The sequence below is a fragment of the Nocardia sp. CC213A genome, from assembly GCF_030766805.1.
GTDB classification, from domain to species: Bacteria; Actinomycetota; Actinomycetes; order Mycobacteriales; family Mycobacteriaceae; genus Nocardia; species Nocardia otitidiscaviarum.
The window spans coordinates 75,769-92,311 of sequence record NZ_JASFXA010000020.1 but is presented as its reverse complement, the minus strand read 5'-3'; the positions used below and the strand labels follow the sequence as shown (position 1 = coordinate 92,311).

The following is a 16,543-nucleotide window of genomic DNA, read 5'->3' as shown; positions in this document are numbered from 1 at the left end:
CCCGGAACTTTTCGGCTCCGGGCCACTCGGTGACCGGAGCGGCTCGGGTCGAGACTCGAGCGGTCACCCGCGTTCACCCCGCACACGTCCGCTGACACGTGGTCGCGTGTCCGCGACCTCCTGCCGCGATCCGTGACGGCATCGCTCGAGCCATCCGGAATGGCCGCGACCAAGCCGCCGTCGATGACGAGGTGCTGGCCGTCGAGGTGCGCGGGGCACACCGAGTACACCCGAATCCCTTGGGGGCCAATGCGGACGCGGGGGTGCGGACCAGTGTGCGGACGGCGGCCCTGGTGGTCCGGCGGGGCCGAGAGCTGTCTCGCTCGACACGGTCGGTAGCAGCGCCCGGACCCGGTGTTTGCCGAAAGTCAAGGTGTGGAAGCCTTTTCGACGCCTTTCGGGTTTTCGATACGCTGCCGATATGTGCCGGCCCATATCGTCGGCCGTATGGATGTGTCGACCGGTGCGAGCGACCGGTGTTCGGCGGGGCGACATCGGATCACCGGGCGGCTGCCGCAGGACCGTCGGTCACGACCGAATCAACCGGATTCCCCATGGCGGGTGCGACCGACAGCCATTAGCGTGCGAATCGCCGGTTCGGACCGGCTCCCCGGTTCGTGCATCGGACCCGCTGCGCCGCGGCGGTGCACTTGACGCCGTTTCGGGCGATCTGGATGGGATGGGGAAGACCTCCGGGGCAGTGGCTCGGGTCGCCTCGGATAGGAAGTTCGATGGTCGAGGATCTGCAGGGGTACGACGAGCACGCACTGCGCGATCGGGTGCATCAGGCCGCGTACGACGCGGACCTGGGTGCTCATCGTGAGGTTCATGCGCGCATGGTCGCCAGGATTCAGGGCTGGATGCTGATACTGGGGATCGTCGTGGCACTACTCGCCACGACAGTGGTGGTTATGATCAGCGAACTCCTCACCCGCACAGACCAAATGGGTGGCAAGGCCGGAAACGTGGTCGGTCTGGTGGTCTTGGTGCCGTTGACTCTGCTGCTCGGGGTCGCGTTCGTGAAGAGCATGCACCAGAGCCTGTTCGGACCCGCGACGTATCGGGCGGTCCGGCTGGATCTCTACGATCGCGGCCTGGTATTCGCCCACAATGACGAGGTACGCGCTGTGCGCTATGACACGACGGTGGTTCATCAGGAGCACGTCCGGCATATGTTATACGGGTTGTTGGAGACCAAGACCACCCATGACTACACCCTGCTCGATGTCGAGGGCGAGCAACTGCGACTGCAGGACTATTCGCAAGGTGGACTGCCCAACGCCGCCCGTTGGGGCGCTGTCATCCAGGACGGAGTGACGGCGGCCCAACTGCCCGCCGCGGTCGAGAAGCTGTACCGGGGGGAGATCGTGGTGTTCGGCGCACTCCGGTTGACAACGTACGAGGTCGGTGTCGGTGCCAAGTCTGTCCGATGGTCCCAGGTCCACCAGATCGAGGTGCGGCACGGCAATCTGTGTGTATACGGGGGAGAGCGTCGGCTCATGCCGATCAGTATTCCGGTCCGCAAGGTCCCCAATATCCACGTATTCCTGACGCTGGCGCACCGGCTGCTCGCCGAGAATCGCAGGCCGGGTACCCGCCGACCAGCGTCGCGACCGGCGCCGACTGTGCCGGTGGCCACGCCGGACGAGTTCCAGGTGCTGCTCACCATGGTGATGAAGGACCATGCGGCCGCTGAGCGGTTGATCGCTTATGAGCGCGGGAAGCTCCCCGGCGCGGACCGTGCGACCTGTGTCGCGAAGGCCGTCGAACGGTTGCGGCGAGACCGGGAACGACAGGGCTGAACGTCGACCACGACCAGGACTCGCCCCGAGCGCGGTGGACGAACGCAGACTCCGCATCCACGGCACCGCCCGGGCGGAGAGGGCGCTGTCGTATCGCCCGTCACCCCCCGGTCGTGCGGCAGGCCGTGTCAGACCATCGCGCCGGGGATGGCCGCGACCAGGCCGCCGTCGATGACGAGGTCCTGGCCGTTGATGTAGCCGGCCTCGTCGGAGGCGAGGAAGGCGACCGCTGCCGCCACTTCGTCGGCGGTGCCGGTGCGGCCCGCGGCGACGGCGGTGACGACCTCGGTGGCGGCGTCGGGGGAGACGTTGTCGTGGAACATGGGGGTTTCGATGTAGCCGGGGCTCACCGAGTTCACCCGAATTCCCCTGGGGGCCAGGTCCGCCGCCAGGGTGCGGGCCAGGTTGTGGACGGCGGCCTTGGTGGCCGCGTACAGCGCGCCGCCGGGCATGCCGCGGTGCAGGGTCCAGGAGGCGTTGATCACGATCGCGCCGCCGTCGGCCAGCAGTGGCAGGGTCTTCTGGATGGTGAAGAACACGCCCTTGAAGTTGATGTCCACCACGCGGTCGAATTCGGCCTCGGCGATCTCGGCGCTGGGCTGGAACGAGGCCACACCCGCATTGGCGAAGACCGCGTCGAGCCGGCCGTAGCGCTCGCGCACCACGTCCACCAGCGCGTCGATATCGGCCAGTGCCGCCACATCGCCCCGCACCGCCAGCAGCCGGTCCTCGGACCCGCCCGCCGTGGAACGCAGTTCGGCGACGGCGGCGTCCAGCCGGGTCTTGTCACGCCCGGTGATGACGACGGTCGCGCCCTCCGTCAGCAGCCGCCGGGCGGCGGCCAGCCCCATACCACTGGTGCCGCCGGTGACAAGGACGATCTTGTTCTCGAATCGGGAAGTGCTGTGCGTCATGCCGTCGAGTCTGGTCGGCGCGCCGGAGCGCAAACAGTGCGCGATCAACCCGGGTTCACCACCACCAGGCTGGCGACGAAGTCGTCCGGACGAGGGGGAATATTCGGCGGGTTCGGGAGTAGCCGGGCGGGTCGCCGCGTTGCGCTAGGCATGGTCAGCGAAACCGCGGCGGCGAAAGAGCAACGGCATGCACAGCTCCGGGACTTCCTGCGCACCCGGCGCGCCCGGCTCACCCCCGGCGATGTCGGGCTGGTGACCTCGGGGCGGCGGCGCACCCCCGGACTGCGGCGCGAGGAGGTCGCGCAGCTGGCCGGGGTCGGGGTGTCCTGGTACACCTGGTTGGAGCAGGGGCGCGATATCAATGTCTCCGACGAGATCCTGCACGCGGTGAGCCGGGCACTGCGGCTGTCCGACCCTGAGCGGGCGCACCTGTTCGTGCTGGCCGGACTGCGGCCGCCGCGCCCGCGTGGCGTCGCCAGCACGGTGGAACCCGAATTGCGGCAGCTGCTCGACGCCTGGTCGCCGCGACCGGCGATCCTGCGTGACCGCTACTGGAACATCCTGGCCGTCAACGCGGGATCGACCGCCGTGTTCGGCTACGACGACGGCGACCACAACTGCCTGATCTCGTTCTTCACCAATCCGCGCTACCGTGACCGGCACACCGAGTGGGCGGCCATCGCCCCGGAGGTGGTGGCCGCCTACCGCGCGGATGCCGCGCACGCCCCGGGGGATCCCGCCTTCGCCCGTGTGATCGACGAATTGATCACGGCCAGCCCCGAATTCGCGCGGCTGTGGGAGCGCCACGATGTGGCCGCCCCCACCCGGTCGGTGAAAGCGGTCCAGCATCCCGGGGTGGGCGACCTGGTCTTCGACAAGACCACCCTGATGGTCATCGACCATCCGGACTGGTACCTGGAGTTCTACAATCCGCGACCCGGCACCGAGACCGCCGAGCGGCTCGGGGCGCTGCTGTGCGAGGCGGACCTCGCCTCTGTCTGACGGGTGGCCATCAATGGACGGGCGGCCATCAATTCGGCCGCGCCCGACGATCACCGCGGCCGGATCGGACGCCGCCGACCCTTCGCTCGCCCGCACCCGAGACTCGCGGTGGTCGGATCGGATGTCGCCGCCGGTCCGAACCAGGGTGGTTCACGCTCGGCTGCGGCGCGTCGAACGCGGCGGGCGGCGGCCCGGCCGGTCCGGCGTTCTGTCCGACCAGCGGCCCCGATCGCCGCTCCGCTCGTCGGGAACGACCTACTCCGCCGCCACCGCCGCCGGGGTCGAAACCTCTTCCAGCCGCCCGTAGTCCAGCTTCACCAGCTGATCGGCTAGGTCGAAGTACCGGTCGTCGTGGGTGATCACGATGACCGTCTTCCCGCGTTCCTTCAGCTTGGTGAGGATCTCGCGGTAGAACACGTCGCGGAAGCGTGGTTCCTGATCCGCGGCCCACTCGTCGAACAGGTAGACGGCGCGATCCTCGAGCAGCGCGGTCAGCAGGGCCAGCCGCTTGCGCTGCCCCTGGGACAGGTCGATGGTGGACAGCCGCCCGTCGTGCACGGTCACCTTGTGCGCGATCTGCAATTCCTCGAGGTAGTGCCGCACCTCGTCGTCGATACCGGGGCGGTCGAAGCCGAGATAGTCCTCGAACAGGTGGAAGTCGGTGAAGATGGCCGAGCAGTTCTGCCGGAACCACTCGATGTTCTCGTGGTTGATCTGCTCGCCGTCGAACTCCACGAACCCGCTGCGCGGCACGTACAGCCCCGTGATCAGTTTGGCCAGGGTGGATTTGCCGCTGCCGTTGCCGCCCACGATGAAGGTGATCTGGCCCGGCTCGAAGGTGAGGTCGATGGGGCCGAGGCGGAACCCACCGTCGTCGTCGGAAGCGCGTTCGGGCGGTGGTGCGTCCAGTGGAACGGGCCGACCGTCATGGCCGCCGTGGACGATTCGCTGCTTGCCGTTGACATCGGGTCGCAGCGTCCCGTTGTGCGCTCCCGGCCCGCCGCCGAGCGGACCGGGACCCCCGGCGTGCGGACCTCCCGGCGGCGGACCCCCGTGACCACCCGGTCCGACCTGCCCGCCGGGATGTCCGGCCGGGCTGCCGGGCCGTCCGCCCGGGGTGGGCGGCCCGCCCGGCAGGGCCGGATGCCCACCCGGACTGCCTGCCTTTCGGCCCGGCACGGGCGGTGGCCCATCGGCTCCCGGCGTCGGAAACAGCGGTGGCCGCTCGGCCACATAGCTGTAGCCGACATTCACCAGTTCCAGCCGCGCCGCGGTGACCGGCGGCCGATCGCCGAACGGCAGCCGCTCCTCGTCGTGCATGGTCGCCATGGACAGGTTCATGGTGCGGATCTTGGCCAGCGCCACATCGCCGCGCAGCAGGTCCGGAATCCGGTGCATGAAGTTCTGCATGGGCATGGACAGGAAGGTGGTCACCAGCACGTACCCGATCATGACCTCCTTGGGCAGGTTCATGGCGGCGGCCAGCACGAACAGGATCAGCGCCATGGTCGCCAGCTGCAGGACCTGTCCGAGCCCCTGTGCCAGCGCGAATTTCGACCCGGCCTCGACATTCTGGGAGCGCAGCCGCTCGGCGGTGCCCAGCAGATGCTTGTCCATGAAGTCGCGGCGGCGGCCCCGGTGCAGCTTGAGTTCCTTGATGCCCAGCGTCACCGCCTGGAACGAACGCAGTAGCGCGTCGTCGTTCTCCCGCGCCTCCTGGTAGATCCGGCGCACCCGCTTCAGGAACATCTCCACGCAGGCGATGCCGAGCAGCGTGCCCGCCACGGTGACCGCGAAGATCGGCCCGGACACCACCGCGAGGTAGACGAAGCAGCCGACGATGGTGGCCACGTCGATGCAGATGCTAGGAATGGCCGTCACGGCCTGTGACAGCGACCGCACGTCCTCGGTGAGCGTCGCCATCAGGCGGTGCATGCCGAGCCGTTCCAGATGTTCCAGCGGGGCCGAGACGATTCCGGAACTCAGCTCCGCCCGCAGCCGGTAGATGGCGTCCTGAGCCAGCCGGATGAGCAGCACCTGCGACGCCACCCCGCTGACCAGGATGACCATCGCCGTCAGGACGAAGGCCCGCAGCGTGATGTTCGGGTGCGGCTCGGGGGAGACCACGCCGCGGATCAGGGTGAGCAGATAGGTGTTGGCCACACCGCAGATCAGGCCCGCGGCGATGACGGCCGCGATCCGCATCCAGGAGATCGAGAACAGGAATCTGATGAGTTGCATTGCTACTGCGCTCTTTTCGACAGCGACGAGGTCGATCAGTGGCGGATGATGTCGAAGATCAACCCTTCGAGGGTGACACCCGGCGCGAAGGAGAAGGCCACCCCGGTGGAGATCGGGGCGGCGGTCTCGGACTGCTGGATCATCCGCTCCAGCACGAAGATCAGCGAGACGCTGAGCATATTGCCGTGCTCGGCGAGCACGTTCCAGCTCAGCTCCGCCCGCTCGACCGGAATGCCCAGCGAGCGCGCGGATTCCTCGATGATCTTGGGTCCACCCGGATGGATGGCCCACAGGTCGATATCGGTCTTGTGCAGGCCGTTGCGGTGCAGTACCTCGGTGACCACCGGATCGACGCCGCGCAGAATGTAGTGCGGCAGGCTCTCGGCCAGCTCGCAGGTGATGCCGTCGTCGTTGACGCGCAGCACGATGCCGTCCTCGGCATCGTCGAACAGCTGACTGAAACTGTCCCGGATGACGACCCGGCCGGGTGCGAGCGGCTGGTGCACCTGACTCGCGCCGATGAGCACCGCCCCGCAGCCGTCACCGAAGAGGCTGTGAATGATCACGTCGTTGACGTCGTCGTCGAAAACCGCGTTCACCGAACTGAGTTCGATACAGATGACCAGCGACTTCTTGTCCGGATGCGACCGCACGTAATCGGTGGCGGTGCGAATGCCGTTCATAGCGGCCGCGCAGCCCATGAAGTTCACCACGATGCGCCCGACCGTCGGCGACAACCCCAGCTGCTTGACCACCGCCACGTCCACGCCGGGCGCGATGAAGCCGGTGCTGGTCACGAAGATGAGCTGGCCGACCTCGGCGGCGGGATCCGCGACCCCCGCCAGCGCGCGCCGGGCCACGTCGACGGCCAGCGGAACCGCGTGCTCGTAGAACAGGTCCATGCGCTCCCGGATTGTGCCGGGTCGGCGGCTGAAGGGCAGGAACCGATCGTCGAGTGGATCGACCACGAGGTGGCGGGTGTCGATGCGGGTCTTCTGGTAGACGCGTGGAATGCGAGCCCGCTGAGCGGGATCGGCGAACAGTTCCGCCACCCGACCGGCCGCCTCGGCTTGATCGAAGACACCGCTCGGCGACCCGGTCGCGATGCCCTCGATCACGCCGACCGTGGTCGGCGGGGTGGGTAGCATATGCACGAGATCGTAGGCGAACCCTTCGCCCTCGCTACGGTGGGAAATGGCCCCCGTGGGTTCGATGCCCCCCTCGTCGATGGTGACGGACACGAAATTCTCCCCTTCTTTCGATAAGAATCGGGCGATCGGTCCCCGTGCCGAACAGTGACGTGATCGCCCGCAACGGAATCGGTTCAGACCGTTCCGATTCCGGTGAAACCCTGGACCATGTAGATTCCGCAGGTTTTGAAGGCCGACGGTGAACAGTGCTCCCGCACCAGGCCCCACTTCTTGTCCTTCGCCTCGTCCGAGGGTGCGAGGATGTAGGTGCGAATCTGTTTGGGAAAACGATCGGTGAAGAAGCTCTTGGCGGGCAGCCATTCGACCCCGAATTTCACCGCCTCTTCGCGCAAGACGTCCTCGGTGGCGATATTGGCGAATCCGCTGCGCTGATAGGGCAGTACGTGATGCACCCGATGCGAACTCAATCCCGCGGAGAGGAAGCAGTCGACATAGCGGTTTCCGACCACCTTCAGGTCGTAGGCCTGCTCGAGCTGGTTGATGCCCCAGTCCTCGGTGTTCGACTCGATCTCCTCGGTCTCCATCTCGAAGTCGTGGCTGGCCACCACCAGGAAGGTGCTGATCCACAGCGTGATCACGAACTGCAGTGCCCAGGCCCAGAAGTCGCCCGCCAGGGTGAACACCACCAGCTCGCCGACCAGCAGGAACCGCACTCCGAACGAGCCGATGAAGTGCGGCAGCGCGCCGCCCCAGGTGCCGTACATGTCCTTGATGCCCACCTTGCGGGTGAGGCGGCAGACGTCGAGCAGGCGCATGATCATGCCGGTGACGGTGTGCCCGAACTTGTGCACGGTGTGCACGGGCACCCGGTACAGCCGCGGGACCTGCATCATCATGGTGAAGACGTTCTTCTTGATATCGACTTCACTCTGGGTGTGCGGGTGGTGCAGCAGGGCGTGACCGTCCGCGGTCACGAAGGCCAGCGCGACGTAGTTGAGGTCGAAGGCATTCGTGTAGATCTTGTTCATGCCCTTCTGGGCACGGTGGATGGCGTAGTGGCCGAAGCCCGCCAGCGAACTGCGCAGCAGCACCATCAGCACGACGAACAGCGGCAACGGCATCCAGCCGGTATCCCACAGCCGTAGACCCTGTACGGCGAAGTAGGCGACGGCCAACAGTGCGACGACGATGTCGAAGTACCGGTCCATCCGCTTGATGCGGGCCGCCAGCTCGGGATCCTTGAGCCGCGCCTTCACCTTGTGGAGGAGGTCGTCCTTGTTGTCGAAGCGGTATTTCGGGGTGTCGCGCCAGCTGTCGAAGCCCTCCTTGAACAGGAAGTCCGGCGCGTTGGCCTTCGGATGGATGTCCTCGGGCAACGCCTCGCGGTCGAGTGCGTAGCGCTCGATGAGTTTGGCGATTCCTTCCGGATTCTTGTGATAGGAACCGACAATCGACGTGATATCCCGATTCTTGGTGCGGCCGATGAAGAACTCGCCGCCCGGATGCTTGGAAATCCAGTCGCTGAGGTCGTAGGCTCGACCGTTGTACACCCACACATTGGAGACCGGAGGCGGGCCCTCGGGACGGGGAGGACGACGGAATTCCCGCTCCTCTACGTCTGGGCGGTCGGTCATGTCATTCCTCCACGCGCGCGAGCAAGTCGATAGCCTTCGGACCGTATCGTCCTTGCCGCGCCTTGCATTCCACTGAACAATCTCTTACAGCGGGCCGGACGGGACGTGCGGTTCGCACAGATATCGCCGCCCGGGCCGAATACGTAACCGGCCGTGCCGGGATTCGCGAGTCTCATGTCTCATCGGGTCGCGAGCGGAGCGCCGCCGCGCGACCCGGGAACGACAGCCGGTCCGGGGCGCGCGGCGGCGATCCTTGCCGCCCTGGCGCTGTCCCGGACCGGTTCCGATCCACGAGCGTGGCTCGTGTCCGCCGTCAGCCCGCGGGCTTGGCGACGGTGACGGGCTTGCCGTGGTCCGACAGTTCCAGCTCGATGCTGCCCTGATCCTTGGTGACCTCGGCCTTGATCAGGTTCGGTCCGGTGCCGGGCGAGGCGGCGGTGGAGGGCAGGGGAGCGGCGGAGGTGGTGGGCGGTGCGACGTCCTGGATCCACAGGGTGATCGGGAGTTCGCCGACGCCGTCGCCGAGGCGCGGCACGATCGGGTCGATGACCGAGCCGCTGATGGTGCCGGTGACCTTCACGGTCTCGACGCCGTTGATCGTCTCCCGCTTCTCGACCTGCGGGTTCTGCACCTGCGCAATGGCATTGGCCAGACCCTTGTCCTTGTCGAGGATGACGCCCGGGTCGTACATCTTCTCGGCGGGGCCGATGGGGGCGTACTTCACGCCGTCCTGGGCCGCGTACAGGGTCTTGTCGACGACCAGGAACTTGGTCTCGATGAAGGGCTCGTTCTCCGCGGTGCGGACCTTGGCCTCACCCATGGCCTGCCCCGAGCCCTCGGGCTGGTTGGTGACATCCGCGTCCACCATCTCCACCGGGAGGTTCGGGATGTTGTTCACGTTCAGGGTGAGGTGCACCGACTGCAAGGTCTGGGTGGTGCGGGCGGATTCCTGCACGATCTGCGCGCCGTCGGGCAGTTCGGTCGGCGGCGGGGCGGCCGCGGTGGTGGCGGGATCATCGGAGCCGCTGGAGCAGCCCGAGACCAGTGCGGCGACGACCGAGGCCGCCAGTACGACCGGGGCGATCCCGGCCCGTGTGCGCGAGCGGCGCGGTGTCCGCTTGCGCGTCAACAGTTCAATCATGTTCAACCCCCGTTGAGAGTTCTCGTACGACCCGGTTGGTGGGCAGTGGACTGCCCGAGCGGTTTGCGTCCCATGTCCGGGCCTGGCACAGGCCGGGCACGATCATGGGCCGCGCAAGACATTACGCATATCGAGTCGGAAGTGCAGCGAGAACTATTCCCAGGCAACCATGTTCATAGTTGTTGTTTCACACTTGTGCCGTCGACTGGCAAATATCAGGCAACGCTCAGCGCCGCCGCGGTGGCGGTGCCGTCTGACAATCGATTCGATCGCGGGAAGTGTTAATCGCGGCTCATCGGTTGGCGGTTCCGTGAATCAGCTCGGCGAGTTCCTTCGGTCGCGAGAACATCGGCCAGTGACCCGTGGGCAGGTCGACATAGTCGGCGTCGATATGCGCCAACTCGTCGAAGAGGCTGACCTCCGGGGCGTCTCGCAACTGCTGGGCTACCTCGGTGGTGAAGCTGGAACAGATCATGGTGGTGGGGACGGCGAACCGCTGTGGGCGGTCGCTGAGCGTCACCGGCACCGACACCAGGGGAGCGGGTTCCGACACCGCGCGCTCCCGGAAGCGCGCCAGCGCCGCCTCGTCCAGCCCGTCGAGCAGATTCGGCTGCTCCGCCCGGAACTCGTCCCAGGCCGGCAGTTCCCACGCGGGTAGTGCGGGATCCAGGCCCGGATTCACCGCGAAACCCGGCCACGCGGGCGCGGTGTCCACGTAGATGACACGCTCGAAGCGCTCGGGAGCCAGATCGGTGGCGAGGTAGCCGGTGACGGCGGCCCCGCTGTGCAACACCAACACTCGCCGCTCGCCCTCCGGCACCGCGTCGACGATATGCCGCGCCTGCTGTTCCAGCGTGGTCGACAAACGTCCGGCATCGGCGGGATCCAGTCCCCGCGGCGTCAGCGCCGTGACATCGTCACCCGCGTCGCGAAGTACCTCCGCCACCTCGTCCCATGCCCATGCGCCGAGCCAGAACCCGGGGACCAGGAGTATGCGCGCCATGGACGAAGGATGGCACAGGCCGCCGACATCTTCTCGCCGAGAAGGTCATCCGGCGGCCGGTCGCGTCCGGATGTCGGGCATTCGTCGAAACGGGCCGTGCGGTCAGTAGACCGGGCCGGTGTACTTCTCGCCCGGACCCGCGCCCGGAGCGTCCGGATGTTCGGAGGCTTCGCGGAAGGCACGTTGCAGCGACTGGAGACCGTCGCGGATGGGACCGGCATGCGGGCCCAGGTATTCGACCGACGCGGTCACCAGGCCCGCCAGGGCGGTGATGACGCGGCGGGCCTCGTCCAGGTCGAGGTGCGGGCTGGCGGCGGGATCGGCCTCGCCGAGCCCCAGCTTCTCCGCGGCGGAGCTCATCAGCATGACGGCGGCCCGGCTGATGACCTCGACGGCCGGGATCTCGGCCAGCTCGCGTACGCTCAACTCGCCGTCGATGAGGTCCGATTCCGGATCAGCAGTCGCCTCGCTCATGCCGCCACCTCGCTGGCGCTCGGCGGCGTCACGAGCGAGAGCTCGGCTGTGTCTTCTGGTCGCTCGCTGCGCTCGCTCATGGCTATGAGCATGGCACCGAGCGGCTTGTCAATGGTCTCGGGGGGACCGATTCGGCGGATCGTGCCGCAGCTGTTAGACTGACCTGCGACGACCGTCCCGGATCGGTTCCTGCGATCGACCGGGGCTTCAAGTGGAGCCCGACTCCCACCGTCAGCCGGTCACTACCAGGCTCGACGGTCCGGTCGCCCATCTTTTTCTGATGGGTTCCTCGTGTGGGATTCTTCCTGCACAGGTGCGATGCGAGCTGTTTGCGTCGCAGGCCGGTCGACTCGGGCCCCGTGTTGGAGAAATACCGACACGGGGCTTTCGTGTTGAAATTGGGGTTGCAGTTTAAGCGTTTGCGGTCGTTGGACGACACCGCTTGACCTAGGAGGCCCCATCAGCACTGAGACCCGCATCAACGATCGCATCCGTGTCCCGGAGGTCCGACTCATCGGACCGGGGGGTGAGCAGGTTGGGATCGTGCGTGTTGAAGATGCACTTCGCGTCGCCATGGAGGCGGACCTCGACCTCGTCGAGGTCGCACCGGACGCGCGCCCGCCGGTCTGCAAGATCATGGACTACGGCAAGTTCAAGTACGAGACCGCGCAGAAGGCGCGCGAGTCGCGGAAGAACCAGCAGCAGACCGTGATCAAGGAGCAGAAGCTCCGTCCGAAGATCGACGATCACGACTACGAGACCAAGAAGGGTCACGTCCTTCGGTTCCTGCAGGCGGGTTCGAAGGTCAAAGTGACGATCATGTTCCGCGGCCGCGAGCAGTCGCGACCGGAACTCGGGTACCGGTTGCTCCAGCGGCTGGCCTCCGACGTCGCCGAATTCGGTTACGTCGAGACCTCGGCCAAGCAGGACGGCCGGAATATGACGATGGTCCTCGCGCCGCACAAGGGTGCGAAGACGCGGGTGCAGGCGCAGAAGACGGTTCAGGCCGGCAGCGCGCCGAGCTCCACCCCTGCGGCGTCTGCCGACGCGCCGGCTCCGGCGCAGGCGGACAAACCGCAGTAACGAACGATTCAGGTAGCACCGGTGGGACACGTCTGTGTTCCGCCGGTATGAGACAGATACGAGGATTCCATGCCGAAGATGAAGAGCCACAGCGGCGCGTCGAAGCGTTTCAAGCTGTCGGGCAAGGGCAAGCTGCTGCGTCAGCAGGCGAACCGCCGCCACCTGCTCGAGCACAAGCCCACCCGTCGGACTCGTCGTCTGGACGGCGTGGAGGTCGTCGCCAAGGCGGACGTCGCTCGCGTCAAGAAGCTGCTCGGCCTCTGATCTCCGGCCGAGTGATCTCCGGCCGAAGCAGCCATCCGCGATCCGTTTACGGACGCTTTCAACCGACCAACTCCGGGCGCGACCGCAGCGCCCACGATTCGAACAAGGACTGACAAGTGGCACGCGTCAAAAGGGCCGTCAACGCTCAGAAGAAGCGCCGTTCCATCCTCGAGGCCAGCAAGGGCTACCGCGGCCAGCGCTCGCGGCTGTACCGCAAGGCCAAGGAACAGCAGCTGCACTCGCTCACCTACGCCTACCGCGACCGCCGCGCGCGCAAGGGTGACTTCCGCAAGCTGTGGATCGCTCGTATCAACGCCGCCGCGCGTCTGAACGACATCACCTACAACCGCTTCATCCAGGGCCTGAAGGCCGCCGGTGTCGAGGTGGACCGCAAGAACCTCGCCGAGATCGCCGTCTCCGACGCCGAGGCGTTCGCCGGTCTGGTGGCCGTGGCCAAGGCCGCGCTGCCGGAGGATGTCAACGCCCCCGCCGCCTGATTCGCGGCTGCGTGACAACCGAATTCTCGCGACGACCCGTGGACGCGCTCTTCGAGCGCATTCCGCGGGTCGTCGCTTTGTCGCTGTCGACGGGTGAGAAAGGACGGGGCGGCCGTGACCGCTGAAGCGATCGACTGGCGCAACTCGCGGGTCGTCGCCGCCGTGAAACTGCACCGCGCCCATACCCGCCGCAAGACCGGGCTCTTCCTCGCCGAGGGGGCCAACTCGGTGGCGGCGGCGCTGGATACCGGGCGTGTCGAGGAACTCTTCTACTCCGCCAAGGCCGCGGGGCGCGAACACGAATTGGTCGCCGGTGCGGCCGCGACGGGTGTGCGCACCACGCTGGTGAGCGACCGCGCGGCGGAAACGTTGGGGGAGACGGTGACCCCGCCCGGCCTGGTCGCGGTCTGCCGCCAGGTCGACGTGCCGTTGCGCACCGTATTGGACGCGTCGCCGCGCATGCTGGCGGTGCCGGTGGCGATGGCCGACCCCGGCAATGCGGGCACCCTCATCCGGGTCGCCGACGCGGTCGGCGCGAATGGTGTGGTGCTCGCCGGCGATTCGGTGGACCCGCACAACGGTAAATGCGTCCGCGCCTGCGCCGGAAGCCTTTTCCACGTCCCCGTCGCCCGTGAACGCGATATCGACGCCACCCTCGACGCGCTGGAGGCGGCCGGTATCGCCGTCCTGGCCACCACCGCCCGCGGCGAGGTGGACCTCGACGACGCCGACGACATCCTGCGCGGCCCCGTCGCCTGGCTGTTCGGCAACGAGGCGCACGGTCTGGACCGCGCCGTCGCCGCCCGCGCCACCCACCGGGTGCGCATTCCCATCCGCGGTCGCGCCGAAAGCCTCAATCTGGCCGCCGCCGCGGCCATCTGCCTGTACGCGAGCGCCCGGGTCCAGCACCGCGGGCGGGGCCGCTAGCCGAGGGCGGCGCGGAGGGGTCGACCGTCTTGTCGAGCATGCCGATGACGAACAGTTCGGGCGCACCCTCGCGCGGGTCGACGCGCAGCCGGGCGGAACTCGGATAGTGCGTTCCACCCACGGCACGGCCGCCCCCCGGGGGGGCGATCGGCGGGCCGCCGCCAGGTGGCGGTCTCGCCCTCGTCCAGCATCGGCTCGCGGGTCCGGATTCCCCTGCGCGCAATGGCATTCGCTGTGCCGTGCGCGGGGACCCCTCGACACCACGACATCGAGGGCTCAGTCGTCGTGTTCGGCGAGGTCGGTGACGATCTCGGCGGCCCACTCGGTGCCGAAGCCGTCCCCGGTGATGGCTCCCATGGCGGCCATGTCGATGAGGAGCATGCCGGTGGCCATGAAGCGGCGGGTCTCGGCCACCGACGCGCCGGTCAGGTCGCGGACCAGGTAGTACATCCGGCCGTAGCGGTCGCGGGTCGCGGTGCCGATCTCCGGATCGGAGCTGGCGGCGAAGCCGTGCAGCAGCACCAGGCCGAGTTCGCGTTCGGCGAGGAAGGTGTGGAACGCCTCGCCCATGGCGGCCAGGCGTTCGGCGGGTGCGGCGTCGGCGGCGGCCGCCGCGGCGGCGGTGCGGAAGATCTCCTCGATGCGGTCGCACACCCGCTGCAGCGCCGCCAGGAACAGCTGTCGCTTACCGCCGAACAGGCGGATCACATACGGCTGTGAGACGCCCGCGCGGCGCGCGATCTCATCGGTTCTGGTCGCGGCGTAACCGGATTCGGCGAAGGCTCCGATCGCCGCGGTGAGCACCTGTTCGCCGCGTTCGCTCGCCGTCATCCGGGTCCTGGTCATCTCCGCCATCTCCTCCGTCTCGGTATGCCTTGACATGTTATCAGCGGATGCATACTCTTTCGGCAGTAAGTTATCAGTGGATAACAACTTAAGGATCTCGGGTATGTCCTCCACCCTCACCAGCGCCCCGGACGTCGCGCCCACGGCGACACCCCGTCCCCTCGCCGCGGTCCTGGCCGCGGTCGGAATTCCCATGTTCATGGTCACGCTCGACAACCTCGTGGTGACCAATGCGCTGCCGGTCATCCGCGCCGAACTCGGCGCGTCCCTGACCGACCTGCAATGGTTCGTGAACGCGTACACGCTGTCGTTCGCGACGCTGCTGCTCACCGCCTCGGCCCTCGGCGACCGACTGGGCCGCCGCCGCGTCTTCCTGGCCGGTATCACGCTGTTCACCCTCGCCTCGGCGGCCTGCGCGCTTGCCACCGAACCGTGGATGCTGATCCTGTCTCGAGCGATCCAGGGCTTCGGGGCGGCGGCGGTGATGCCGCTGTCGCTGACCCTGCTGTCGGCGGCGGTGCCGGAACGGATGCGCAGCGCCGCCATCGGCATCTGGGGCGGCATCTCCGGTCTCGGTGTCGCACTCGGTCCGGTGGTGGGCGGCGCCGTGGTGGACGGGCTGAGCTGGCAGTGGATCTTCTGGATCAATGTGCCCGTCGGCCTGCTGGCGCTGCCGCTGGCGGCCTGGGCGCTGCGCGAATCCTTCGGCGGCGCACGGCGTTCGGATGTGCTGGGACTGGTGCTCTCGGCCGGCGGTGTGCTCGCCGTGGTGTGGGGCGTGATCCACGGGGCCGACGACGGCTGGACCTCGGCCGGGGTGCTCACCGGACTGGTCGGCGGTGCGGTGTTGCTGCTGTCGTTCGTGCTGTGGGAGCGGCGCGCGCCCGAACCCATGCTGCCGTTGCGGCTGTTCCGGTCGCGCGGGTTCAGTGCGGTGAACGCGACCCTGTTCGCCTTCTCCGTCGGCGTTTTCGGCTCGATCTTCCTGCTGGCACAGTTCTTCCAGGTGGTGCAGGGACTCTCGCCGCTGGAATCCGGTATCCGCACGCTGCCGTGGACGCTGGCCCCGATGGTGGTGGCGCCGCTGGCCGGACTCGTCGTCGACCGGGTGGGGGCGCGGGTGCTCATCGCGGTGGGCCAGCTGTGCCTGGCGGCGGCGCTGGCCTGGATGGCGCTGGTCACCACCGGGGACGTCGCATACGCCGCCCTGGTGCCGCCGTTCCTGCTGGGCGGTATCGGCATGGGCCTGACCTTCGCGCCCGCCTCGGCGGTGGTGATGGCCAGCGCCGACCCCGCCGATCAGGGCATGGCCTCCGGCACCAACAACACCATTCGCGAGGTCGGCGTGGCCATGGGCGTGGCGGTGCTGGCGTCGGTCTTCTCCTCCCACGGCTCGTATCTGAGCCCGGCCGCCTACACCGACGGGCTGGTGCCCGCCGTGTGGGTCGGCGCGGCCATCGTCGCGGTCGGCGGCCTCATCGCCCTGCTGCTGCCCGGCCGCCCCCGCACCGCACTCCTCGAAGAGCGCACCCCCGCAGCGGAATTCGCGGCCTGATCCCGCCGT

15 protein-coding genes are annotated in these 16,543 nt (G+C 67.7%); 7 read left to right on the top strand and 8 right to left on the bottom strand.

Features of this window, described 5'->3' with window-relative positions; genetic code table 11:
- The first annotated feature begins 731 nt into the window (after nt 1–731).
- The gene (locus QJS31_RS29705; protein ID WP_282778218.1) at nt 732–1,802 is read left to right on the top strand and encodes a DUF6585 family protein; all 1,071 of its coding nucleotides are present in this window, start codon (nt 732–734) and stop codon (nt 1,800–1,802) included.
- A 128-nt stretch (nt 1,803–1,930) separates the two neighbouring features.
- On the opposite strand, the gene QJS31_RS29700 is transcribed toward QJS31_RS29705, so the two are convergent.
- Nucleotides 1,931–2,716 carry a glucose 1-dehydrogenase gene (locus QJS31_RS29700; protein WP_306358259.1) on the bottom strand — a complete coding sequence of 262 codons (786 nt, stop codon included), beginning with the start codon at nt 2,714–2,716 and terminating at the stop codon, nt 1,931–1,933.
- A gap of 150 nt (nt 2,717–2,866) precedes the next feature.
- Between QJS31_RS29700 and QJS31_RS29695 the strand changes: the two genes are divergently transcribed.
- Nucleotides 2,867–3,718 (top strand): helix-turn-helix transcriptional regulator, encoded by an 852-nt coding sequence (locus tag QJS31_RS29695; protein WP_282778216.1) that lies wholly within the window; start codon nt 2,867–2,869, stop codon nt 3,716–3,718.
- A gap of 255 nt (nt 3,719–3,973) precedes the next feature.
- Here QJS31_RS29695 and QJS31_RS29690 read toward each other — a convergent pair whose 3' ends face one another.
- From QJS31_RS29690 to QJS31_RS29665, 6 genes are all read right to left on the bottom strand, one after another.
- Nucleotides 3,974–5,959, bottom strand: a complete 1,986-nt coding sequence (locus QJS31_RS29690; protein WP_306358258.1) for an ATP-binding cassette domain-containing protein — start codon at nt 5,957–5,959, stop codon at nt 3,974–3,976.
- A gap of 35 nt (nt 5,960–5,994) precedes the next feature.
- A complete protein-coding gene (locus QJS31_RS29685; protein WP_282785023.1) occupies nt 5,995–7,107 on the bottom strand; it encodes a type III polyketide synthase in 1,113 nt (370 codons plus the stop codon).
- Nucleotides 7,108–7,283: 176 nt separating this feature from the next.
- The gene (locus QJS31_RS29680) at nt 7,284–8,744 is read right to left on the bottom strand and encodes a fatty acid desaturase (RefSeq protein ID WP_306358257.1); all 1,461 of its coding nucleotides are present in this window, start codon (nt 8,742–8,744) and stop codon (nt 7,284–7,286) included.
- Between the two features lie 313 nt (nt 8,745–9,057).
- A complete protein-coding gene (locus QJS31_RS29675) occupies nt 9,058–9,885 on the bottom strand; it encodes an LppX_LprAFG lipoprotein (RefSeq protein WP_282785019.1) in 828 nt (275 codons plus the stop codon).
- A gap of 292 nt (nt 9,886–10,177) precedes the next feature.
- A complete protein-coding gene (locus tag QJS31_RS29670; RefSeq protein WP_306358256.1) occupies nt 10,178–10,888 on the bottom strand; it encodes an alpha/beta fold hydrolase in 711 nt (236 codons plus the stop codon).
- Nucleotides 10,889–10,990: 102 nt separating this feature from the next.
- Complete coding sequence (locus QJS31_RS29665) at nt 10,991–11,362, bottom strand: DUF1844 domain-containing protein (protein ID WP_282785021.1); 372 nt, start codon at nt 11,360–11,362, stop codon at nt 10,991–10,993.
- 459 nt (nt 11,363–11,821) lie between these two features.
- Between QJS31_RS29665 and infC the strand changes: the two genes are divergently transcribed.
- From infC to QJS31_RS29645, 4 genes are all read left to right on the top strand, one after another.
- Nucleotides 11,822–12,445, top strand: coding sequence for a translation initiation factor IF-3 (gene infC / locus QJS31_RS29660; RefSeq protein WP_282785024.1), 624 nt, complete (start codon nt 11,822–11,824; stop codon nt 12,443–12,445).
- 69 nt (nt 12,446–12,514) lie between these two features.
- Nucleotides 12,515–12,709: a 50S ribosomal protein L35 gene (gene rpmI, locus QJS31_RS29655; RefSeq protein ID WP_029928954.1), complete on the top strand. Its 195-nt coding sequence runs from the start codon at nt 12,515–12,517 to the stop codon at nt 12,707–12,709.
- Nucleotides 12,710–12,825: 116 nt separating this feature from the next.
- The gene (rplT, locus tag QJS31_RS29650; protein ID WP_029928952.1) at nt 12,826–13,206 is read left to right on the top strand and encodes a 50S ribosomal protein L20; all 381 of its coding nucleotides are present in this window, start codon (nt 12,826–12,828) and stop codon (nt 13,204–13,206) included.
- Nucleotides 13,207–13,320: 114 nt separating this feature from the next.
- Nucleotides 13,321–14,133 (top strand): RNA methyltransferase, encoded by an 813-nt coding sequence (locus tag QJS31_RS29645; protein WP_306358255.1) that lies wholly within the window; start codon nt 13,321–13,323, stop codon nt 14,131–14,133.
- Between the two features lie 276 nt (nt 14,134–14,409).
- Here the strand turns inward: QJS31_RS29645 and QJS31_RS29640 are convergent, their stop codons facing one another.
- Complete coding sequence (locus QJS31_RS29640; RefSeq protein ID WP_306358254.1) at nt 14,410–14,979, bottom strand: TetR/AcrR family transcriptional regulator; 570 nt, start codon at nt 14,977–14,979, stop codon at nt 14,410–14,412.
- 103 nt (nt 14,980–15,082) lie between these two features.
- On the opposite strand from QJS31_RS29640, the gene QJS31_RS29635 reads away from it, so the two are divergent.
- Nucleotides 15,083–16,534, top strand: a complete 1,452-nt coding sequence (locus QJS31_RS29635; protein ID WP_306358253.1) for an MFS transporter — start codon at nt 15,083–15,085, stop codon at nt 16,532–16,534.
- Nucleotides 16,535–16,543 lie beyond the last annotated feature (9 nt).